Source organism: Ruficoccus amylovorans (genome assembly GCF_014230085.1).
Lineage (GTDB): Bacteria > Verrucomicrobiota > Verrucomicrobiia > Opitutales > Cerasicoccaceae > Ruficoccus > Ruficoccus amylovorans.
In genome coordinates this window covers 232077-253715 of the sequence record NZ_JACHVB010000013.1, presented here as the reverse complement: position 1 = coordinate 253715, position 21639 = coordinate 232077, and the positions used below count along the sequence as shown (strand labels likewise).

The 21639-nt window shown below is 56.9% G+C and carries 15 protein-coding genes; 8 read left to right on the top strand and 7 right to left on the bottom strand.

Annotated elements, in window-relative coordinates:
• Position 1: 1 nt before the first annotated feature.
• From H5P28_RS04280 to H5P28_RS04265, 4 genes are read right to left on the bottom strand one after another with little or no spacing between them, the layout of a single operon-like run.
• Positions 2 to 1057 (bottom strand): beta/alpha barrel domain-containing protein, encoded by a 1056-nt coding sequence (locus H5P28_RS04280; RefSeq protein WP_185674475.1) that lies wholly within the window; start codon positions 1055 to 1057, stop codon positions 2 to 4.
• A gap of 36 nt (positions 1058 to 1093) precedes the next feature.
• The gene (locus H5P28_RS04275; RefSeq protein WP_185674474.1) at positions 1094 to 2089 is read right to left on the bottom strand and encodes a class II fructose-bisphosphate aldolase; all 996 of its coding nucleotides are present in this window, start codon (positions 2087 to 2089) and stop codon (positions 1094 to 1096) included.
• Between the two features lie 6 nt (positions 2090 to 2095).
• The gene (locus tag H5P28_RS04270) at positions 2096 to 3070 is read right to left on the bottom strand and encodes a carbohydrate kinase family protein (protein WP_185674473.1); all 975 of its coding nucleotides are present in this window, start codon (positions 3068 to 3070) and stop codon (positions 2096 to 2098) included.
• 18 nt (positions 3071 to 3088) lie between these two features.
• On the bottom strand, positions 3089 to 4594 hold the full coding sequence (locus H5P28_RS04265) for an L-fucose/L-arabinose isomerase family protein (RefSeq protein ID WP_185674472.1): 1506 nt from the start codon (positions 4592 to 4594) through the stop codon (positions 3089 to 3091).
• A 161-nt stretch (positions 4595 to 4755) separates the two neighbouring features.
• Between H5P28_RS04265 and H5P28_RS04260 the strand changes: the two genes are divergently transcribed.
• Entirely contained in the window at positions 4756 to 5622 is an 867-nt protein-coding gene (locus H5P28_RS04260) for an AraC family transcriptional regulator (protein WP_185674471.1), read from the top strand.
• Positions 5623 to 5630: 8 nt separating this feature from the next.
• Here H5P28_RS04260 and H5P28_RS04255 read toward each other — a convergent pair whose 3' ends face one another.
• The 3 genes from H5P28_RS04255 to H5P28_RS04245 are packed head-to-tail and all read right to left on the bottom strand — an operon-like array spanning position 5631 to position 9999.
• Positions 5631 to 6926, bottom strand: coding sequence for a sulfatase family protein (locus H5P28_RS04255; RefSeq protein ID WP_185674470.1), 1296 nt, complete (start codon positions 6924 to 6926; stop codon positions 5631 to 5633).
• A gap of 10 nt (positions 6927 to 6936) precedes the next feature.
• On the bottom strand, positions 6937 to 7773 hold the full coding sequence (locus H5P28_RS04250; RefSeq protein WP_185674469.1) for a hypothetical protein: 837 nt from the start codon (positions 7771 to 7773) through the stop codon (positions 6937 to 6939).
• A gap of 30 nt (positions 7774 to 7803) precedes the next feature.
• Positions 7804 to 9999 (bottom strand): alpha-L-rhamnosidase-related protein, encoded by a 2196-nt coding sequence (locus H5P28_RS04245; protein WP_185674468.1) that lies wholly within the window; start codon positions 9997 to 9999, stop codon positions 7804 to 7806.
• Positions 10000 to 10356: 357 nt separating this feature from the next.
• Between H5P28_RS04245 and H5P28_RS04240 the strand changes: the two genes are divergently transcribed.
• From H5P28_RS04240 to H5P28_RS04210, 7 genes are all read left to right on the top strand, one after another.
• The gene (locus H5P28_RS04240) at positions 10357 to 11925 is read left to right on the top strand and encodes a sulfatase-like hydrolase/transferase (protein ID WP_281398113.1); all 1569 of its coding nucleotides are present in this window, start codon (positions 10357 to 10359) and stop codon (positions 11923 to 11925) included.
• Between the two features lie 171 nt (positions 11926 to 12096).
• Entirely contained in the window at positions 12097 to 13962 is a 1866-nt protein-coding gene (locus H5P28_RS04235) for a sulfatase (RefSeq protein ID WP_185674466.1), read from the top strand.
• Positions 13963 to 14219: 257 nt separating this feature from the next.
• The gene (locus H5P28_RS04230) at positions 14220 to 15635 is read left to right on the top strand and encodes a sulfatase (RefSeq protein WP_246455756.1); all 1416 of its coding nucleotides are present in this window, start codon (positions 14220 to 14222) and stop codon (positions 15633 to 15635) included.
• Between the two features lie 24 nt (positions 15636 to 15659).
• The gene (locus H5P28_RS04225; RefSeq protein ID WP_246455754.1) at positions 15660 to 17243 is read left to right on the top strand and encodes a sialate O-acetylesterase; all 1584 of its coding nucleotides are present in this window, start codon (positions 15660 to 15662) and stop codon (positions 17241 to 17243) included.
• Positions 17244 to 17267: 24 nt separating this feature from the next.
• On the top strand, positions 17268 to 18767 hold the full coding sequence (locus H5P28_RS04220) for a sulfatase family protein (protein WP_185674464.1): 1500 nt from the start codon (positions 17268 to 17270) through the stop codon (positions 18765 to 18767).
• 63 nt (positions 18768 to 18830) lie between these two features.
• Positions 18831 to 20417 carry a right-handed parallel beta-helix repeat-containing protein gene (locus H5P28_RS04215; protein ID WP_185674463.1) on the top strand — a complete coding sequence of 529 codons (1587 nt, stop codon included), beginning with the start codon at positions 18831 to 18833 and terminating at the stop codon, positions 20415 to 20417.
• A 144-nt stretch (positions 20418 to 20561) separates the two neighbouring features.
• The gene (locus H5P28_RS04210) at positions 20562 to 21632 is read left to right on the top strand and encodes a substrate-binding domain-containing protein (protein ID WP_185674462.1); all 1071 of its coding nucleotides are present in this window, start codon (positions 20562 to 20564) and stop codon (positions 21630 to 21632) included.
• The last annotated feature ends 7 nt before the right edge of the window (positions 21633 to 21639 follow it).

The following is a 21639-nucleotide window of genomic DNA, read 5'->3' as shown; positions in this document are numbered from 1 at the left end:
CCTAGCTGTAACTGAGTTTTCCGATCGTTGTTGTGAGGTCTTCGTCTAGTGGACGTTGCGGAGAGATGCCATTTTTTTGCAGTGTGCCGTGGTAGGCCTTGACGGCTTCGACCGGGCCGACATCGCCGTCTGTTATGCGGCGGAGCATTTCGATGAAGGCCAGGGGGTGCTCGGACAGATTGATTTTTCTGCCGAAGAGGGCGACTTTCGCGCCGTGTTTCTGAGCATCATGGATGAGTTGGAAAGCATCCAGCGTCGTGCCGGCGCTTCCTCCAAGAATACCGATGACCAGGTTGCTGTCGTAGGAGGCGAGCTCCTCCAGGGGACCGGGTCCGTTGTAGGGGATTTTCAGGAACAGCGGCCGACCGGCTGAGGTGACACCTGCCAGGCAGCGGATAATGCTGTCGTTGAGAAAGCCGCCGACTGTCGCCGCATCAATGCCGGGATCGACATTCGGGTTAAAGACTTCGAGGAAGTAACGGAATTTCTTTTTTTCCGCCTCGATGCGAAACTCGTGAAAAGCCTCCAGCGCCGCATAGTCCCAATCGATATTGTTGGTAAAGGTCACCGAGTATAGTCCGAGGTCGGCGCCGATGTAGGGACGGTGGTGATTGTTTTCCAGCTTGCCGTACTTGATGTGGTCAAGTGTCGCCGTACGGAAATGGCGGGAGGGCTGGCTGGGATACTTGCCTCCGCGCACAGCCCAGACATCGGTGGTGTCATTGGCCCGCGCGGCGGGGGTGATGGGGGAGTTCTTGAAGAGTCCTTCATTGATCCCGAGCCGTTCCAGGTTGGAAGCGGACAGCAGCACGATATCGACGAGCTGTTGCTTGATGACTTCGCGAATCTGCTGCTGATAATCGTCGAGCGTTTTGTAGCACTTTTGTTTTGGGTCGTAGCCATGAGGGCACGAGCCTGCGCGGTTAGGGCCGGGGGCGGTTATGCCGAAGGCCATGTCGGCGTCCTTGGCGTCAGCAAGGATGAAGTCCTTTCGCGTGTCATTACCGGCGGCAATGCGCTTGAGCTTTTGGTCGAGGGTTTTCTGGGAATGTATCATGGCTTGGGAGTCAATTTAAGGAGTCGAAAGCGGGGGTTAGGGCGTCAGCAGGTTCAGCATGTGCGTGCAGGTCGCCTGCACGGCTGAACGCCGGGTGTGGTGAAGGTAACTGCCGCAAGTCGTATGGATGCTGTCGGTCCCTGCTGAGGCCCAGGCGTTTTGCAGGCTATGGCTGGCTTGCCGGGCCATTGCGGTGTAGAAGTTCACCTTGCAGATTCCGTCCTGCGCCACGGTGGAGAGTTTATCACCGAGGCTGCTGGTGCCATGCAGGGCGAGAATGGGGCCGACTTTTTGCGTGAGCTCGCGGGCCAGTTCACGGCGGTAGTAAATATGTTCGCCGGGTTGCCCCCGGTGTTCGGTTCCCAGGCTGGGGACGATCAAGTCAACCCCGGTCTTGCTGACAAAGGTGGCGGCGCTCTGCGGATTAGTCAGGAAGGGCGAGGAGTCCTGCGGTTTCTTGGCGAGGTCCGCCTGGGAAAGGATTTTATCCGGGCAACCCTCGACGACAACGGACTCTCCATGCCGCTTCACATAGTCCTGAGTACGGGCTATGTTCGCGTCCAGGTCGTAGCCGCTGGCGTCGAACATGATGATCCCCATCCGATCGATGAATTCGTCGTTCTCCATCAACTCGCGGTCCTGGGGGATGGGCACCCAACCGTGATCCAGAAATGGAATGGCGCGCACGGATGGGAAAATATCCGGGCGGGCATAGGCGGCTATCCAGTCCAGCCAGATGAGCGCCCGGTCAACGACGGAGCAGGTGGGCTCTGATTGGCAAATCCCCTCGGCGGTCAGTTGCGAGTTCAGGTCGAGGCGACGCAGTTGCGGATGGTCCGGGTACGAGGCGGTGATGCCGAGGCCGACCGAGATGTGCGGCAACTTGCGCTGTTGGGCGAACGATTGGGCGGCGTTCAGGACGCCTTCGATTTCGTCGGGCGTCTCCGCATTGGGGCAGAAGACAGGTGCTCCGGCTTTTCGAGCCTCTTCGAGACAAGTGAGGACCTCGCGGCGATTGTGGATGATTTGCATACTGCTTCAGGAGACAAGGGAGGCTTGAGCTATGAGGGTTTGAACGGCATCGCGGGTAGTGCCGCTCAGCATCGACTGGTCAAATTGCGAGAGCATTTTCCGGTCTGGAAGTCGTGTGCGGCCTCCAAGGGCGGTGGCCACATTAGCGGCTATCCAGGCGCCATATTCCATACGCGTGGGCAGGTCCCAGCCTTCCAGCAGGCCGACGGCGTAGCCGCCATGATAGGCGTCGCCGCAGCCGGTCGTATCGACTGCCTGTACCCGGAAAGATGGCTGATGCAGGATTTTACCGCCGTTCCAGGCCCAGCTTCCTTTGATCCCGTCCGTGATGAGGAGATTGCCCGAAGTCCACTCGGCCATGCGGGCGAGGGCGGTTTCGGGGTCGTTGCAGCCGGTGATCGTCTCGGCGGCTTCCCAGGGCAAGATCATGTCCGTGCCCATTTTCAGGCAGCGGATGAGGGTGTCACTGTCACCGTGTTCGAGATCAAGCACAGTTCTTACAGCGCTTCCCCGAACTGCTTCGAGAATGACTTCCATCGCCTCCAGTTCGAAACTGTCGATGATGAGAAGGCGGGCCTGACGAATGACATCGAGAGGGATGTCCTCTTTTTTCAGTCCGCGGTAGTGGCTAAGGTTGTAATAGACGGTGCGCTCGGCTGTCTGCGGATTTATCTCGCACAGCGCCAGGGCTGGGGCGGCACCCTCGTGCATATTGAAAAGGTCGTTGCGTACGCCGCAGCGTTTGAACTCCTCGATCGCGATAGCCGAGAGGGTGTTTTCACCCAGATTCGCCAGAAAGCCGGTCCGGTAGCCGAGACGACCGAGTTGACTGGTGGTGCTGCCGGCGGGGGCTCCGCCTTGCAGCACCATGTCCTTGACTTCGTTTTTGCTGCCGACCGTTACCTGCTCGGGCGTGCGCCATAAGACATCGACGGCGACCAGCCCGACCCCGATCACATCGAACGCGCTGTTCTTTTCCATGGGAAGCGTTGGTGAAGGTTAGGCGCTCAAGCCGCAGGAGCCGCCATTATTGGTTACCGGCTGGTCCTTGACGTCCAGCCAATGATTGAGCATGGAAAGATCCTTGGCGAAGTGTCCGCGTCCCATGACCCAGTGGTGGTCGAAGCCGTTGTCGAGGATAGTGCCCATCAACTGTTCGGCGGTGTGGGGGCCGGAGGGTTCGACATCAGCATAGGCTCCGCGGAAAGCCATCGGTGAATCGACCACGTTACCCTCGAAGGTAAAGGCGCGGCTGCTGTCGGGAGAGAGATAGCGGGTTGCGGTGACGGGTCCCAGCTCCAGCAGGGACTCGACGAGCAGCCCCCAGGCGGTTTCCTCGTCGGCGTTTTCCAGGATGGAGTGGCGGCGGCACTCGTACTTGGTGCCCTGGCGCAGCAGGCGGGTGGCTGAGCCCCCGCAGTGCCAGAAACCGAGCACATTGCGTTGCGGGTCGAGCAGGGAAATGTCCATCAGGGTCGGAATCGACTCGCCCTCGCGCACCAGATGCATGGCGCACATGGAGATGAGGCCGTTCATGTCGCTCTCGTCGGCGGCAGGCAGTCCGTAGTCGTTGATCATGGACAGGGCACCGTCGGCGGCGCACTTGTAGAGGTCAAAGAGTTCGGGCCAGCACTTCAGGGCGCACCCGATGTGGCCGCCCTCTCCAGCGATCCGGAGTGTGCCCAGCGCGAGACGGATCGTCTTGTAGGCCTGTTCGGCGGGGACGTTGTCGTAGCCGCACTGGGGGGCTTCGGTCAAGGCCTTGCGGACGCGCTCGACATCGGCGTCGGAGAACTTGTCTCCCTCGTCGAAGGCGTATTCGAGGCCGATGCGATCGAAGCGAAAACCGAAGCGGTCCATGACGGAGAGCTCGTCGCACTCCGCGTCATAGAATCCTGGTACACGGCCGGTTCCGACGATGAGGCCCTTGCCGTTGCGGAAGCGTTGATACGCACGCACGCTGCGGGCGAAGCGTCCGATCAGTTCCTCTTTGCCGGGAGCTTCGAGGCTTTTGAACATCCAGGTATAGCGCACGCCGAGGCGCTTGAAGGCATTGAGCACGAAGTTCTGGCAGCAGAGGCTGTTGGCGGTCAGGCGTCCGCCTTTGACCTCCGGGTAGGCCCAACTGAAAAGCGGCATGCGGTGGTCGCGCAACCAGCGGCCCATCTGCGAGCCAATTTCGCCCGCGGTGTACGAGCCGTGGAAGAGGATAACCCCTTCGATGCCCTCGGCCTTGAGCTTGTCCAGCGTTTTTAAAAGCTCTTCGGGAGACTCATAAGCCTCCTCGGAAGCGCAGAGCTCGAACTGGTCCGCAGGCAGGAGGGCTCGTACCTGCTCACAGGCCGCCCGGTACAGGCGGGAAGCTTCCGCCCAGACAAAATGCATTTTCAGGCCGACGCCGACCATGCCGATTTTAGTCGGAGCGGCTTTGGGACGGGCAGGGACGAGATCGTTGATAACTTGGCAGGCAACGCCATTTGCGGGGAATGTTTGGGTATCTTTCATAGTGTTTTCAATCGGGGGTTCTGATGGCTGGGATTGTAGCATTCCGGGCATGTTAAAAACTACCTGCCGGTTGACTAAAACTAACAAGATATTGCTCTCAAAGGTGGATTGAGATTGGTTTTGTGTTAAACTATAGGCATAGTTTGTTTGATGCGTTGCCCATGATGAAAGCTGCACTTGAGACGATTCATGAAACCCGGCATGAAACCTTTGCCTTCCGGGAGTTCGACCAGGCGCGTTTCACGTCTCCGTGGCATTACCACCCGGAGTTCGAGATCACGTTGATTGAATCCAGCGTCGGGGAACTTTTCGTGGGAGACAGGATTCGGCCTTTTGACAGCGGGGAGGTTTATGTCTTCGGGTGTTCGCTGCCGCATTATTTCCACAACTCAGAGGGCCGGTCGAAAAGGAATCGGGCGAGGGCGGTTGTGGTGCAGTTTCTGCCGGATGTTTTCGGACGGGATTTCTGGGGGCTCTCCGAGATGGGTGCGGTTCGGCGTTTCATGACAAGGGCGCGGGCAGGGTTCCAAGTCAAGGGCGTGGCATTGGCTTCGACAGTTGCCCGCATGCGGCGCATGCGCAGGCAGAGCGGAGCCGAACGGTTGTTTGAGCTGTTTCACCTGCTCGACGAACTCAGCAGAGCCGAAGACGGGTTGGTCGGGCTCAGCAGCGAAGGCTTCATGCCGACGCTGGACCCGGAGGCGAGTCAGCGGATGACCAGAATCTATCAGTATATATTCAGGGAGCTTGCCTCGGACATTTCGCTGGGGGAAGCCGCCCGCGCCGCAGGAATGACCGAATCGGCTTTCTGCCGCTACTTTCGCCGGATGACGGGGAAGCGTTTCACCGATTTTATCAACGAACTGCGCGTCTCGCGCTCGTGCCGGGATCTTATCGAGACTTCAAGCACGGTGGCTGAGATTGCGTTCGCATGCGGCTATGGGAGTATTTCAAATTACAACCGCTGCTTCCGCCAGATTACAGGCGTTTCCCCGCGAGAGTTTCGCGCCAGGCATCGTGCCGGATAGGGCTCTCCCTATCCGCCGAAAACATCTCTGTCTATGACGACGTTGCGGCGCTTGAGTTCCTGGGTATAGAAGTCCGACCACTCGACGGTATCGGTGTTGTAGTCCTCGATATAGTACAGGTGGCGCTCCAGCACATCGGCGTAAGCAGGGTCACGGGCGAGGTTTTTCGTTTCGTTCGGATCGGCGCGATAATCGTAAAGCTCGACCGCCTTGCGCTCGAAATTAAAGATGCTCTTGAAGCGCTCGTCGCGAAAGCTGTTCTGGACGCCACCCTTGACCGTTTCCGCGGGAGTGTATTCACGCCAGTCGGTGTCCTTGCCTTCAAGGAACGGACGCAGGCTGCGGGCGACGCGCATGCCCGGCATCGGCTCGGCGCCCGCGTAGTCAAGAATCGTAGCGGTCACGTCCACTCCGCTCGCGCAGTGCTGTGTGTCGATGACTCCCGCCTCAATGTGTCCGGGCCAGACGAACGTCAGCGGGACGCGCAAGGATTCCTCGTAGAGAAGCCCTTTGCGCAGGTGATTGTGGTGCCCCATCATTTCACCGTGATCTGCACTGAAGATGAACAGCGTGTTATCCCGGAAAGGGGAGTCGGCCAGAGCGTCATAAACGCGCCCGATTTCCTGATCGACCATCTCGATCATCCGGTAGTAGTAATAGTTGTGCAGGCGCAGTTCATCCGGCCCCCAGGAGTCGGAGGCGGCAGCGGCCAGCGGCTTGTCCGGATCGTAAGTGGGGGGGAGGTCTGGCAACTTGCCTTCCAGTTCGCCGTTCATACCTACTTTCATCGCCGTGTTGTCGCTGCCGAAAGAGGTGTAGCAGATGTCGTGAGGGTTTTGGAAACCGAGGTTGAGGAAGAAGGGGTTGCCGTCGGCAGGGCGTTGTGCGATAAAGGCGGTTGCAGTTTGCGCAACGTGAGGGTCGTCTTTCTCCCCGAAAGGCCGGTGGGGGTAGAGGTCGATAAAGCAGTCGGCCACGTCACGATCGACGAGGTGCCACTTACCCGCATAGTAGCAGTCGTAGGAGCGCTCACGCAGCCAATGCCCCAGATCGGGCATGTCTTCGCGGATGGGGACAGCGTTGTCCCAGGTCCCATGTTCGCTGGACATGCGACCGGTGTACCAACTGGTGCGTGCCGGGCAGCAGACGGGGTAGGCGCCCTGCGCTATCTCGAAGCTCATACCCTCGGCGCGAATGCGGTCGATGTTCGGCGTGTGAACCCAGGGGTCGCCCAGGGAACTGAGCGTGTCATAGGTCAACTGGTCAACGTGGCAGAAAATGATATTGGGGGGCTGGGTGCTCATGCTGAAGAAATCAGGCGATCTGTTTTAGGATGAACGAGGTGGCGAACTCCGTGCAGGCGGTACTGTATTGCTGCCCCGTGGGCACGAGGTAGTGCTGGGGGAGACGGTGCGCACAACTGAGGCTGTAAACCGCGAGCGAAAGGTTTTCCGTCTGACCGCGTAAAGTCAGCGGTTCATTTTGGCTTACCTCGCAGGGCGCCGGATGCTGGAAACAAAACTCATGGCTGAAGAGCGTGGCGGGGCCTGACTGTGCCAGTTTTGACAGCGGCACCCCCCCAGTGAGCAGTTCACAGTCGGCAACGGGATGATGTTCGAGATTTCCGCTTTCTTCACGGCCGTTAATGGACTGCCGCCAGAGGCCATTGCCGGCCTCTCCGCGAACCCGCGTGCTCAGGCCGAGGTCCATCGACTCCTTGCCACGGGGTTTTTGCTCGAACTCCCAACTCAGGCTATTCCCGTTGCGTCGGACCAAGGCGGTGCTCTCCACCATTTGCTCCATGCGGGCGAGTTGGTATTCGGCGCCATCCGGCTGCCTTTTGTACTGGATGCGCAGCGTGCCATATTCCCCGCATGTGGGCGGGCTTTTGCGGTTGGCCTGTTTCCATTCGACCAGAGAATAAACCAATGTTGCTGCGTCGGGGTTTTCCGGGGCTGTTTCAAGTAGCCCATTCTTGCGCACGAAATCGGCAATGGGGGCAAGCGCGTAAGCACCTTCTCCCTCGATGCTGTAGCCGGTACCTGCGCCCCGTGGAGAAATGGGTTGGGCGGTCAGGGCGGATTTCCAGGGGGTGGCTACGCCTGCAGTGACGGACAGTGCCAGAGAATAGATAAAGTTACGCCGGTGCATGGGATAGGCAGGGGTTGGAAATGAGCGGAATCAAATGAGGAAAGGCGGTTCCTGCGCAGGAGCAGCGTCCATGAGGCAGGCGATGTAGGAAGCGAAGCCGTGATTGCAACTTGCCTTGCTGCTGGAATGTTCCCAGAGAGTGCCGGTGCTCTCTGCCATCGGGGCATAGTAACTGAGAAGCTCTTGCGAAAGGCGCTTGGATTCACCGTGCCGTTTGAGGCATTCAAACCTCAGAATGTTCCCGATAAAAGCGTTGGAGGGGAAGATCTCCGGGTATTGGCTTGAGGCATTGCGCAGCGGTCCGAAGTCTTTGACCAGCCGCTGCCAGAGGGTTGGGGTGGTTTGGGGAGAGGCCGCTCCGAAGAAAAAGGCGTAGTACTGGCAGGTTTCAGTCCGCTCGGCGCTGAGAGTCAGACCATCGTCTTTTCGCAGGGCCTGATCGTGGAACCATTCGCCATCGAAAGACCGTTCGGCAGCCCGTTGCCGGAGGGATTGTCCGGCCTCTACCCAGTCGTCTCTGGAGTAGGTGCGCCCGGCAGCTATGAGAGCTGCGGCATAGAGGAACTGCGTAGGGAAGTTGACTCCAGTGGTGAGGTCATTCGACTTCGACCACTCCACGAAATTCCAGCCGGGCAGGTTTTCCAGAAAGCCCTCACTGTTGAGATAGCCAGAGAACCACTGAAATATCCCATCGGTCTTCTGTTGGGCCATTTCGACGAGTTCATCATTGCCGCTTCGGGCGGGTGTCTCGCAGATTTCTAGGATAAACCACAGGGCCCATTGGGGGATGAACATTTTCAGTGGATTGTCAGCCGGCCAGCACATAGGTAGCATTCCGGCCGGGATATTCTCGTAGGTTTCCGCCAGGAGGAAGTTCTCCAAAAAGTCGGTTTCAATCGCGTTGCATCCGGTGAAGAGGTATTCGGCGCGCGCGGTGAAGAAACTGTCGCAAAGCCACCCGGCTCTTTCGCGCCCCGGGCAATCCATGAAGATGTCGATCGCGTTTTGCCTGAAGGTCTGCCAACTCGCCTCCAATATCGGCTGCATTTTCGGCTCTGCATTCGGCCATCGCGGGCGGGGGCAAGGGTGTGTCATCTCCACCAGATCGATTCGCTCAAGATGGATCGAACCCTCCAGCGTCCAGAGTTGCAGGTATTGCAAGGTTTGCGGCTCGAACGTGCGCAGCCGATGGTGGCCTGAGCACAATTCCCAGTAAAAAGCGGGATGGCACTTGTTGCGGGAGGGGCTGACGGAGCCATCGGTCAGGACTTCGTCGAAGGTTGCGAGCAGGCTGACGGGGCGCTCGCAGTAAACTTCCAGGTCGAGGAAGCCGGTTGCATTGCGTCCAAAGCCGAGGAGCGCCCACTGGCCGGTTTGCAAGCCGAGGGGAAGGGACGGCGGAGGCGCTTCCCTTCGTTTGGTTTCGCTGATCCGCTCAAGGAGGCCGGAAATATCGACTGCCTGAGCGTTTAACGCGAGCCGGCGAAGTGGTTCGTTATACTCCGGCGCTTTCCACCAGAAGTCCATGTCATGGGCTTTTTCTTTCCCAAGAGAAAAATCGCCGCTGGCGATTATCGCCTCGACCGGGAGTTCTGAGAACAGGGGGAGCGGAGCACGGCGCGGAAGGAAACGCGGTTGGTCTTCCGGGCAAAGCGTGGTGGGCGCAACGGATTCAAATCCGCGCAATGAGGCTCGCAGGTTTATGTAGCATGCGGGGCGATGAAAGCGCATGGCCTCAATCCGTCCACGCTGTGCGGAAAATTTTTCCATAGCTTCAAGACGCCAGCCAGGCTGAACGACTTTCCAGTCCTTGCCGACTCCTGTCGCAGCGACGATCTTTCCGTCTTCCTCCCACTCCGCGGCGAGGAAAGCCGGGCTTGATGCGCGGTCAAAGCGCGGGGTGGTTTCCCATGCGACTTCAATGGCGAGAAGGCTGTGCGCGGTCGTAGGCGCGGGTGTGATCGGGATCTGGTCGATTCTCGCATATCCGGGGGCCGTGCGGGCCGGTCCTTGGGCGATGGGGACGTCGTCCAGCCAGACCCGATAGCTGTCTGTCGCGGCTATTCGAAGCTCCGCGCGCGCCCCCGCTTGGCGGGAAAGCTCGCAATAGAAGATCAGGGTTTGCCCAGCCCTGTGACTTCCGTGTTGTAGATGACTCCAGACACATTCCGCCTGCCTCATTTGGGAGGTGATGCGGGTTGCTTGTGAAATGTTCGACGGGGCCATGCGTAACAAGAAATGGGGGAAGGGGATGCTAAATTTATTGTCACAGGACTAATGCTAGTCCAGAAAAAAGTTTATAAATGATTCTTTAAGGGGATGGTTTTGATCTGGGAGAAATAAGTAACCGTTGTCTCTCTGCTTGCCATTCGAAACGATAAAGGAGGTCTTAATTGGCTTATCATTCGATTAATTGTAGGCTATATTAGTTCTTTCTGAGATGTGAGCGGAGTAGTATTTGATCTGGGGAGGGAATTCTCCAGATGATGAATTTTTAATAAATGGGTTGACAGTTTAAAGGTATTGCCGCTCTTATTTCTTTTAAAGAAATCAATATTGATTACTTAAACCCCATTCTCGTTGATGAAAGAAACGCCCCCACCATCTTCCGGCGCGTCCCGGCGGCAATTCATTCGTACTGCTGTCGTTACTGCAGCAGGAGGTTTACTTTCTAACGTCGTGGCCCGGGGACAGGCTCCGGCTGTCATTCGCAGTGAGAAGTCTAGGCGGCCAAATATTATCTACATGGTTGTCCATGATTTGGGAAAGCACTGCAGCGTGCATGGAGTTCCCGTTCCGACGCCGACGCTGGAGGGCTTGGCCGCTGAGGGAATCGCCTGCGACAGTGCCTTTTGCACATCTCCGCCATGCAGCCCGTCGCGCGGTTGTGCGATGACGGGACATCTTCCGCACCGAAATCAACTCATGGGATTGGTTAACCACGGGTGGCGGCTGGCGGATGAGCCACCCAACATGGTCGATGTGATGAATGCAAACGGCTATGTCACCGCATCAGCGGGGTTTACGCATGAGCGTCATGGGGGTGCGGACGAGATGCACTACCAGCGCGTGCTCAAGCACCGCAAATCGATGGCCGACAACTTTATCGAGAACGCGCTGGATGATGCAATTGGCTTTATGGACAGCCGCAGTAAGGGAGATGCGCCTTTTTACCTGAATATCGGCACGATGGAGACACACGGGAGCCAGTGGAAGCCGGACGGCTACTACGAGGAGCATTTTGGCCGCGGCGCGAAGAAATTCGGGATAGACCGGGTGGAGGATACTTACATCCCGCCCCAAATGTCTGCTTCTGAGTATTCCTATGAGATGATGAGGCGCTTCGCTCCTTGTGTCCGGTATATGGATTCCCAGTTGGCCCGGTTGGTCGAGGCTATTCAGCAGATGGACGATGCCGAAAATACGCTGTTTGTATTTACGACCGACCACGGGATTCTTTCCAGTCGCGGGAAGGGGACGGCCTACGACCACGGGATGGAGATCACCAACATATTTTACCAGCCCGGAAGATTGGCCGCAGGTAAGCGCTTCCCGCATCTGGTTAATAACGTAGACCTCTTTCCGACGCTGCTTGACTGTGCGGGCGTTCCGGCCCCGGAGAACTTTGGCCATTCTCACTGGAGCGGGCTCACCGGTGAAAGGGAGTACACACCGCAGGAATATATCTTTACCGAGCGTAATTATCACGAGAATTACGACCCGGTGCGGGCAATCCGCACAGACCGTTATCACTACCTGCGGAACTTCCATCCTTTTGCCAAAAAATATCCGACGGCTGCAGAGATTATGGCTTCTGATGATCGGAATATCCGTGATCGTTGGCCGGCGGAGACAACCCTGGCGGGCCCTGACCACAGCTCGGCTTCTCTGGCCAAGTATCCGGATCGGGACAAGGAAGAGCTCTACGACATCGTTAACGATCCTTACGAGACTCACAATCTGGCCTATGATCCTGAGTTTGCGGGTGTCCGCGAGCGGTTGGCGGCTTGCTGCGAGCAGGAGATGGTGCGTACCCGGGATCCGCTTCTGGCGGGGCCCATCCCTCCCACGCCCGAGCAATACGAGTTGATCAAAGGACGCACAGGGAAAACGGTCGGTCCACCTTTGGAGCAAACGCTGGGACTGGCTTAAGCCCCAGGGTAAAGCACGCGCCATTTGCGGGCGAGTGTGCGGCCCCGGCTGTTATGTATCGAAATTCTAATGACACTTTAATCCCGAATACCTCAAGATTCTATGGCCCGTAACTTGATCGACACGCATACCTTGGGCGTGGCTCTGTCCCTATTGGGAGCTGCTGTCCCCATGAGCTCATCAGCGGCTCCTCAAGAGAAGCCCAATGTCATTTTTATCCTCGTGGATGACATGGGCTGGGCGGATTCCTCTGTGTACGGTTCGACCTACTATGAGTCTCCGGCCCTGGAGCGTCTGGCTCAGTCGTCCGTGCGTTTTACGGACGCCTACTCGGCCAGCCCGCTATGTTCGCCGGCGCGGGCGTCACTCCTCAGTGGTCAGTACCCGGCGCGTCACGGGATGACGACGGCCTGGGGCCACACCGCGCTCAGGGATGACCCCGAGTATCAAGAGAAAGGCGTACCGCGCACCAGTCGTTACTTGCTGCCGACCTCAAAGCGCTATCTCGATCCGGAGCAGTACACGCTGGCGGAAGCTTTCCAGGATGCCGGCTACCGCACCGGTTTTATCGGCAAGTGGCACATGGGGTTGGATGAGAAGTTTTGGCCGGATAAGCAGGGCTTTGAGCATAGCTTTCATGGTGCGCCTGACGCGGGCCCGCCAAGTTATTTTTCGCCCTACCGGTTCCAGCGGGGGAATGTGACCAACGGGCCGGATGGCGAATATATCACCGACCGGGCAACAGATGAGGCTATCGCCTTCATGGAGGAGAAAAGCGACAAGCCCTTCTTCTTATGCCTCTGGCACTGGGGCGTTCATGGACCGTGGCAGGGTAAGGAAGAGCTGATCGAATATTATAAAAACCGCAAAGACCCGACGGGCCGCCATCAAAGTCCGACCATGGCGGCGATGTTGCGCAGTGTGGACGACAGCCTTGCGGATATACTGGACTATCTGGAAGAGAGCGGCCAGGCCGACAATACCATCATCGTCTTTACCTCTGATAATGGGGGCAAGGACGACCGCTCCGTGCCCGGTGAGAGTGTGCCGATCACCAGTAATGAGCCCTTGCGTTCGGGCAAGGGGACAGTGTTTCAGGGAGGCTCGCGCGTACCCTTGCTGATCTCGTGGCCCGGCGTCATCGACGATGCGCAAGTCAGTACCGAGCCCGTCACTGGTGTGGACATGTATCCGACGCTTCTTGAAATGTGTAATATCGGCTTGCCGGAGCAGCAGACTCTGGACGGTGTGAGCCTCGCGCCTTTGTTGCAAGGAGGAGGGATCGACCGCGAGGCGATCTACTGCTATTTCCCTGAGAATTTCGGCGAACGTTCTCCTGCCGGAGCATGGGTCCGGATGGGGGACTGGGTGCTGGTTGAAGTTTTCTATCAGACGGACCTGTGGCCGGAGCAATACGAGCTGTATAACCTCGCGGAAGATTCCGGTGAGTACCACAACCTGGCGGTGGAGGAGCCCGAGCGGGTACGCAAGATGGCTGCCATGCTCCGCGAGCACTATATGAGCCCGCCGGGAGTTCGTCCCAAACCGAATCCGGATTTTTCGCCTGAACTGCTTCCGGTGGACGGGTGGATCGGTGCAACGAGAAATGATTCGCTCTCCCTGTCCGGGGATGGGGCGGTTGAGTTGAAAGGCTCGGGTATTTCCACCCGGAACCTTCCCCGGGTCACCGGGCCACTCAAGGTTTCGTTTCGGGTACGCTCCGGAAGTGCTGGTCAAGGTCGTTTTTACTGGTCGGATCGTTCCGATTGGGTGTTTAACCGCGAGCGAAGCACCGAGTTTTCCGTAGAGGGTGACAGTGACTGGCAAACCTGCGAAATTCCGTTCGAGGTCAGTGCTGAACTGATTGGTATAAGGATCGATTTTCCGCGGAGCAAAGAAACCGTCGAAATCGATGATATCCTTTTGTCACGTGAGAACGGCGAGGTGCTGGACCGTTGGGCGTTCGATGGGAAGCGCGCCCGCCCGACTACCTGGATGGTCGAGCGCTGGCCGTACAATTTCCAGTCCTACGAGTAATAAGCCCTTATCAAACCATGTGTGAATTACCGTGCAGTAGCCCGATAGGTCTCCGTGACTGGCGCTATCAGTAGTATCTCTATCCAAGGCTAACAAAGCCCGTATCAGTTACCCCCCCATGAACCTATTGTGCCCCTTATTATGCGTGTCTGGTCTTGCATTGTTTATATGAATGGAAATTTGACGGTTAAGCTCAACGTGATTGGGTTTGAAGAGTCGGTTTCCACCTACAGGGCTGTTCGGAGATAGAAACCTAAATGTCAGTCAGCGTGAAAAATCTCAGATCAAACATTCGGTGTGGAACCTGGCTATATCTGTTGCTAATCGGTGTGAGCCTTTTCGCTGTTCACGGCATTCGAGCTGCTGAGGCACGACAGCCCAACATTATTTTCGTTGTGGCTGACGACCTCGGCTATGCCGATCTCGGGGTCTACGGAAGCAATGAAATCCAGACTCCCAATCTCGATCAGTTGGCTGATGGGGGGATCATCCTGACCGACGGCTATGTCTCGGCTCCTTATTGTGGTCCGAGCCGGGCGGGGTTCATGACTGGACGCTATCAGCAACGGCATGGCTTCTGGTGCAACCCGACGAACTGGCCGGTTGACCGTTCGCAGGGCTTGGATCTTGAGGAGGAAACCATCGCGGATGTTCTTCGGCGTGGAGGCTATCGGACTTGTGCCATCGGTAAATGGCATCTGGGTTCGGCGGAAGCGTTTCACCCGATAAATCGGGGCTTCGACGAGTATTTCGGTTTCCTGGGCGGCGGGCACCATTATTTTCCTATGCAGTACGAGGAGAATATGAAGCGCTGGGCGCGGGATCATTCGGACACGGATACGCCGTTTCTCTACAACTACGGCAGCCCCCTGGAGGTCAGTGGCATTCCTATTCCCCCGCAGGAAGGCTACTTGACGGATTTGCTCACCGATTATTCCATCGGCTTTATGAAGCGGGCCAGCGGGACTCCCTTTTTTCTGTACATAGCCTACAACGCCCCGCATGTGCCGCTTGAGGCACCAGAGGAAACCATCGAGAAATACAGCAGCATCAACGACAAAAAACGCCGGACCTATGCGGCTATGGTGGATAACCTGGATATGAACATGGGCCGCATTGTTGAGTACCTGCGCGAGAGCGGGGAATTCGACAACACGCTGATCGTGTTTATCAGCGATAACGGGGGTAAGCCTCAGAATGGCGGATTCAACGGAGAGTTGCGCGGGCACAAAGGGCAGGTCTATGAGGGCGGTGTACGCGTCCCGTTTATCTGGTCGTGGCCGAATGTCTTGCCGGCGGGGGAAATTGTCACAACCCCAATCTCATCCCTCGACTTGCTGCCGACATTCGCCGTCGCCGCGGGGGTGAATCCTGCGGGAAAGCCGTTGGATGGAATCAATGTGTTGCCCGTCTTGCTTGGTGAATCCGGGAGTGCGTCGCACGCTCGCCTGTTTTGGGAAAGGGGAGGCCAGCGGGGCATTCGTCAGGGTGAGTGGAAGGCAACGCTTTGGCGTGAGCGATCGAACTGGCAGCTCTTTAACCTCACCGATGACGTGGGAGAACAAAACGATCTGGCAAAGAGCAATCCCGAGCAACTTGAGGAGATGAAGGCACTGTACGAGCAGTGGATCGGGCAATTCGAGGGACCGCGCTGGAGCGATCCCAAGTACTAATTTTAATCTCACAGGCACAGATTGATGAGCATCATGCGCGACAGGAAGAACTGGGTGGCTTATGCCGTTATTCTCTGGTCAGTCTTTTTGCCACGTCTCGGGGCTGAACTGTGGCTGCCGAATATCTTTGGCGACCATATGGTGCTGCAGCGCGACCTGGATAACCCGATATGGGGTAAGGCCCAACCCGGCGAGCGCATCTCAGTGACCATTGGCGGAAAAGTGCGTGAAACTACGGCCGGACCTGACGGCCGGTGGTTGCTCAAGCTTGATCCGATGGGGGCCGGTGGCCCATATGAGCTGACGGTCCGTGGCGACTCAGAGACGCTTCAGTTTCAGGATGTCCTGGTGGGGGAAGTTTGGTTCTGCTCGGGACAGTCGAATATGCTGTTCAATCTTGGTAGTGCTTTTGATAGCGATGTGGAAATCGCCTCTGCCAATTATCCGGAGATACGGCTGCTGCAGGTGCCTCGTCGCGCCAGCCTGGAGCCGCTGGAGGACTTCGAGGGAGGGTGGAATGTGTGCTCGCCCCGGACAGCGTCGGGCTTTTCTGCGGTGGGTTATCTCTTCGGCCGCCAACTGCACAATGCGCTTGGTGTGCCGGTCGGGTTAGTTGCCAATCCGTGGGGTGGCTCATGTGCTGAAGCCTGGCTGCCAATGGACTTGTTGATGGCCAATGAGGAGACGGCTGAAGTCGTTGCTGAATGGAAGCAGGACGCAGCCTCCTACACCGACGAGATGTACGAGCGCGATATGGCTGAGTATAAAAAACAGCTCAAGGAGTGGGAGAGATTCGGCCAGTACAACGGTCAACGTCGGCCCTTTGGTGTATTGGACAAGCGACTATACCAGCGAACTCCCTCAGGCATCTTTAACGGCATGGTTTATCCGACCATCGGCTACGGAATGCGGGGCATTATCTGGTATCAGGGCGAGTCCAACACACCGACGGCAAAAAGAGCCGGGCAGTATCGCGATCTTTTCCCTACGTTAATCAACTACTATCGTGACATTTGGGGGCAGGGAGACTTTCCGTTCTACTGGGTTCAGTTACCCGCCTACGGTCCGGAGTTTGACGATCCCAACGGTGATATCTCTCCGCGTAATTGGGCAGTGCTTCGCGAAGCACAGAGCGGGGCGCTAAGCCTTCCGAACACTGGCCAGGCGGTTGCGATCGACCTTGGCGAGGGAAATGAGATCCATCCGGGGGCCAAGCAGGCCGTGGCTCGCCGGTTGGCCCGACAGGCATTGGCCAGAGACTACGGCTACGAATTGGTAAGCGGCAGTCCGCAATGTGCCTCCGCCGTGGTCGATGGCTCGCGCGTAACGCTGACTTTCGATCAGGTCGATGAAGGACTCTATGCCTATGGGAGAAATGAGGTGTCGGGCTTTTCAATCGCGGGTGAGGACGGTGTCTTCTACTGGGCGGAGGCCACGATCCCGGTCCGTAACCAGGTCGTTCTCCAGCATGTGGAGGTGAGGCATCCAGTGGAGGTACGCTATGCCTGGGGAGATAATCCTCCGAATAATTTGCGGGACCGAAATGGCCTCCCGGTAACTCCCTTCCGGGTCAGGCTGAATGATGAGGCAACGCGTGGACTCGAATAAAACCGAAACCTGTGTAATCGTTTTATGAATACAATAATATCTCTGTTCAGAAAGTTCGTGCTGGCTGCCGGTGCGACTGTAATCATAACGTCTGCGGCTTCGGCCCGTAAACCGAATGTCATTGTCATTTTGTCCGATGACCAGGGCTACGCGGATGTCGGCTTTAACGGTAGCAAGGAAATCCCGACGCCTGCGCTCGACTCGATTGCTAAAAACGGAGTGTTGTTTACGAATGGGTACGTTACTGCGCCGCAGTGTGCGCCTTCGCGGGCTGGGCTTCTATCCGGACAGAACCAGAGCAGATTTGGCCGTGAATGCAATACGACGATCGACACATTCGGCCTGCCTGATACGATCCCGCTGATGCCGGAGTACCTGCGTGAGGATGGGTACGCGACCGGCATTATCGGCAAGTGGCACCTGGGGGCCGAGCCTCTCTCTCCAACCCCTTCCGACAGGCCCAATGAGCGCGGCTTCGATTATTTCTACGGACACCTCGTCGGAGGGACCATGTACATGCCTCAGGAAGGGGAGGATTCGATTCCTTACCTGTGGAGAAACGACGAGCCGGTGACAGAGACGCGTTACCTGACGCATGTTTTCGGCGAAGAGGCCTGCGAATTTATCAAGAAAAACGCGGATCAGCCTTTCTTTCTCTATCTGGCCTTTAACGCTCCCCATGCTCCGCTGCAGGCCCCCGAAGACTATCTCAAGCGCTTCGAACACCTCGCGCACGAGGATGATGTCCCTGCGCATTGCGCTTATACGGATCGGATGATTGCCCATCCCCGGCAGGTCTATGCCGCTATGGTTGCTGCGATGGATGATGCCGTTGGCTCAGTGCTTTCCACCCTTAAGGACGAGAACCTGGAGAACGACACGCTGATCTTCTTCCTCAGTGACAACGGTGGACCAACTTCGGTGACCCGGGCGAACAACGAACCGCTCCGGGGGGTCAAAGGCGATGTTCTTGAAGGTGGGGTGCGCGTGCCCTTTGCCATGCAATGGCCTTCTGTTATTCCCGCTGGCCAGGTAATTGACACACCGGTTATTTCCCTGGATATTCTGCCGACGGCATTGGCCGCCGCAGGGGATGACAGTAAGATACCTGAAGGCCTGGACGGAGAGAACCTGCTGCCAATGGTGACCGGGAAAGGAAAGCTCCCCGAGCGGGCCTTGATGTGGCGTTTTCCGCATCCGTTGAGCATGCCGGAGCGCCACGGATGGGCGATTCGCGAAGGAGACTGGAAAGTGACTAATGAAGGACTGACTACCAAGCGTTCGCGCGAAGTGGGAGCTCCGACTTTGATTGGCTTGTACGAGCTCCCGAACGACATTACGGAGAGCAATGACCTGCAGCACGAGCAGTCAGACCGTTTCCGGCAGATGACCGAGACCTATCAGCGTTGGGTCGAAGGTTTGCCAGCTCAGACCACGATGAGCCAGCGCGAGCTCAGGGACTTGTACCGCAGCCTGCCTCCGGAATCGCGAGAGCGTTTTGCCCCGTGGGCGGAAGCGAACTAATGCTGAAGAGTTCAACGCTGTGTTGCCTGAATTGGCTTAACTTAACCTCTTGATACTTTGACGATGAATCTCCTACACGGATTGTTTCTCACGCTGGGTCTTGCCTGCGGATGCTGTGCTGCTCAAAATACGGTCTCACTTGCCGATTTCGGGGGAGCTCCGGACGACGGACTGGATGATACGGCCGCTTTCCAGAACCTGTTTAGCCAGGCGAGAAACCAGCCTGGCCTTACGGTGCTTCTGGAGCCGGGAGTCTACGACCTGGCCGCGGAGGAGGGTGCATTTGGCAGCCTCTTTGTGCTCAGAAATGTGCAGCAATTCACGATGAATGGGGAAGGGGCGATCCTCAGGATAAATACTCCGACCATTGGTTTGTTCAAACTTATCGGATGCGTGGATGTTTCGCTGAAGGGCTTCAGTGTCGGCTATGACCCTGTGCCTTTTGCCTGGGGGAAGGTTGTCGAAGTCGAGCAGCAGAGTGGGACGATCATCGTGGAAGCCAATCCAGAGTCGCCGTCGTTTGTGGAACCGTGGATTACGAAAAATGGCTTATGGGGCTACTTCATGGACGATACGGTACCAGGGCGCCTTACCCGTGGGATGCCCAATGTGCTTTTTCTGAAAGCGCCCCCTGAAGAAACTGCGGTCGGGACGTTTGCCATCCCGTTGACCTGCCCTCCGGATGTCCTGCGTAAGATTGAGCCCGGGATGGTCTTTATGCTGAATGCGCGCGAGAATCGAAGCCCGCTGTTGATCGCGCAGGATTGCCGCAACCTGCTTCTTGAGAGAATTATTTCCTACGGTTCTGTTGGGGGGCATTATCTCGCGGTTGACTCCGAGGGACTCTCATTCATCGGTTGCGAAGCAAAGATCGGGAGAGGAATGATCAAAGGGGGGAATGCGGACTTTATTCATGTTCAGAATGCCCGCGGCCCTATTGTCATTCGCGATAATGTTGTGGAAGGTATTTCTGACGATGCCATCAACCTGTACTCGAAACCGTTCTTCCTGCTCGACCAGCTTGAGCCGAGGCGTTTGCAGCTATCTGCGGATGCGCGGACTTTTGCTCCCCGGAAATCCGCCGGGCAATTGCGGGTGGGCGATGGTTTGGTCATCTTTGACCGTGAGAAGGGGGAGATCGTTGCGCGCACGCGTATTACATCGGTCTTTCCCGAGGAGGGAATCGTTGATGTGTCCGATCCTCTCCCGGAGTTGATGTCCCGCAAGGAAGCGCTCGGTTTTTATGGGACTGGTTTCAATCGCGGAGTTCTGATCGAGGGGAACACATTTAAAAACTCACGTCGCTTCGGTGTCTTTCTGAAAGCTTACGATGTCGAACTGAGCAAGAATACCTTCACGGGGTTAAGTGGTCCGGCCATTTTCATGTGCAACGAGCCGGGGAGCTATCGTGAAGGGTTGTTTTGTGAGAACGTCGAGATCGTTAGTAACCGCATCATCGATTGCGGATTCAGTTCCAATTTCGACGAAAACAAAAACTGGGGCATTATCACCATCGAAGCGCTGCGAGCACCCCATATACCCATTGAGGACATCGATGCCTTTCATGACATTACCCTGGTCAATAACGTCATCGAACAGTGTACCCGAGGCATGAACCTCAGGAATATCACTGGATTGAAAACCCAATAATAACGGCTGGAAGTCGTTTAAAAAAGAGCAAAAACGATATTTATGTTGCGAGGCGTGGAGCCCTCGACTACGCTTCTCCTAATATTATCATGATAGGCTCAATTACGGGCCTGTCACCAAAAAGATATTGGAGAGTTGTGTTTTATGCCGGTAACTGCGTTCAAGTCTGATCCCTTGGTCCGTTTAATGAGGCGTCGCGTCAAGGATGGATATTATGAGGCGACGCCGATTCCATCGGAGCGTAGGCTTTCGGCCGAATCGGGCTTGAGTTTGACCTGCGTGCGTCGGGCTATCGCGCAGTTGGTTGACGAGGGCTATTTGGAGAGAAACGGGAGCAAGTCCGGCAAGTTGATGGCCGCGCGTAAGTATCAATGCGCCGGGCAGAAGTTTCAGGCTCTGTTGCTTAGCCCGGTGACGGGAGGGCTTTCCGCACACCTGTGGCAGGAGGGAGTCTATGAAGGGGTGCGTTGCTGTAACGGTTTGTTGCGCGTACATCACTTCCTTGATGAGGACGACCCGGCTCTGTTGTCGATGCTGGGGCAGTCTTTTGACATTATTTTCTTCATTCCCCCGGATAATTTCTCCGAGGTGCTCCGTAACCGCCTGATGCAGTGCCGTAACCGCATATTTACCCTCTTTCGGGATTTGACCGATCAGGGTTTGTCCATGATTTCGGACGTCTCGGCCTCGGCTATGTTGCCATTGCTGGATCATTTGTCGGAACTCGGGCACAAAACCATCGATTGCGTGCACTGCCGAACCGGCTACCGCGAGTATGAGGAGCGAATAAAAATCTGGCGCCGTTACCTGGATGAACATGGTCTGCGTGGCCAGTTGTGGGATTGCTCAACCTCGAACGAGCGGGGTGAGCAGCGGATGGTGACAAGCTCAATGAGAAACGTTTTTATCGACGGGCGGACCGATGCTACCGCTATGCTGGGGCTGTCTGTCATTACGGGGTGGGGACTTGCGCGGGCGATTACTGATGCGCAGTTGCGGATTCCTCAGGATGTTTCCCTCGCGGTCTTTGGCCCTGCCGAGCATGGTTCCCAGTCGGTGCCATCGATTACGAGCCTTCAGCAGCCAGCCGTCTCGGAAATGGTACGGCGCGCCATTGAGAGATTTCAAACTCAAGGGCTGGAAGAGACGGTCGTGATTGAGCCGGACCGGGTTGCCTTATTCAAGGGAGAGTCAACCGGCGCTCCTTCGCACTAGAGCATGT

Coding starts and splice junctions, on each gene's coding strand:
- H5P28_RS04220 (WP_185674464.1), top strand. CDS start 17,268: ATGAATACAATAATATCTCTGTTCAGAAAGTTCGTGCTGGCTGCCGGT.
- H5P28_RS04270 (WP_185674473.1), bottom strand. CDS start 3,070: ATGGAAAAGAACAGCGCGTTCGATGTGATCGGGGTCGGGCTGGTCGCC.
- H5P28_RS04280 (WP_185674475.1), bottom strand. CDS start 1,057: ATGATACATTCCCAGAAAACCCTCGACCAAAAGCTCAAGCGCATTGCC.
- H5P28_RS04235 (WP_185674466.1), top strand. CDS start 12,097: ATGAGCTCATCAGCGGCTCCTCAAGAGAAGCCCAATGTCATTTTTATC.
- H5P28_RS04245 (WP_185674468.1), bottom strand. CDS start 9,999: ATGGCCCCGTCGAACATTTCACAAGCAACCCGCATCACCTCCCAAATG.
- H5P28_RS04210 (WP_185674462.1), top strand. CDS start 20,562: ATGCCGGTAACTGCGTTCAAGTCTGATCCCTTGGTCCGTTTAATGAGG.
- H5P28_RS04225 (WP_246455754.1), top strand. CDS start 15,660: ATGAGCATCATGCGCGACAGGAAGAACTGGGTGGCTTATGCCGTTATT.
- H5P28_RS04230 (WP_246455756.1), top strand. CDS start 14,220: ATGTCAGTCAGCGTGAAAAATCTCAGATCAAACATTCGGTGTGGAACC.
- H5P28_RS04260 (WP_185674471.1), top strand. CDS start 4,756: ATGATGAAAGCTGCACTTGAGACGATTCATGAAACCCGGCATGAAACC.
- H5P28_RS04275 (WP_185674474.1), bottom strand. CDS start 2,089: ATGCAAATCATCCACAATCGCCGCGAGGTCCTCACTTGTCTCGAAGAG.
- H5P28_RS04250 (WP_185674469.1), bottom strand. CDS start 7,773: ATGCACCGGCGTAACTTTATCTATTCTCTGGCACTGTCCGTCACTGCA.
- H5P28_RS04265 (WP_185674472.1), bottom strand. CDS start 4,594: ATGAAAGATACCCAAACATTCCCCGCAAATGGCGTTGCCTGCCAAGTT.
- H5P28_RS04240 (WP_281398113.1), top strand. CDS start 10,357: ATGAAAGAAACGCCCCCACCATCTTCCGGCGCGTCCCGGCGGCAATTC.
- H5P28_RS04255 (WP_185674470.1), bottom strand. CDS start 6,926: ATGAGCACCCAGCCCCCCAATATCATTTTCTGCCACGTTGACCAGTTG.
- H5P28_RS04215 (WP_185674463.1), top strand. CDS start 18,831: ATGAATCTCCTACACGGATTGTTTCTCACGCTGGGTCTTGCCTGCGGA.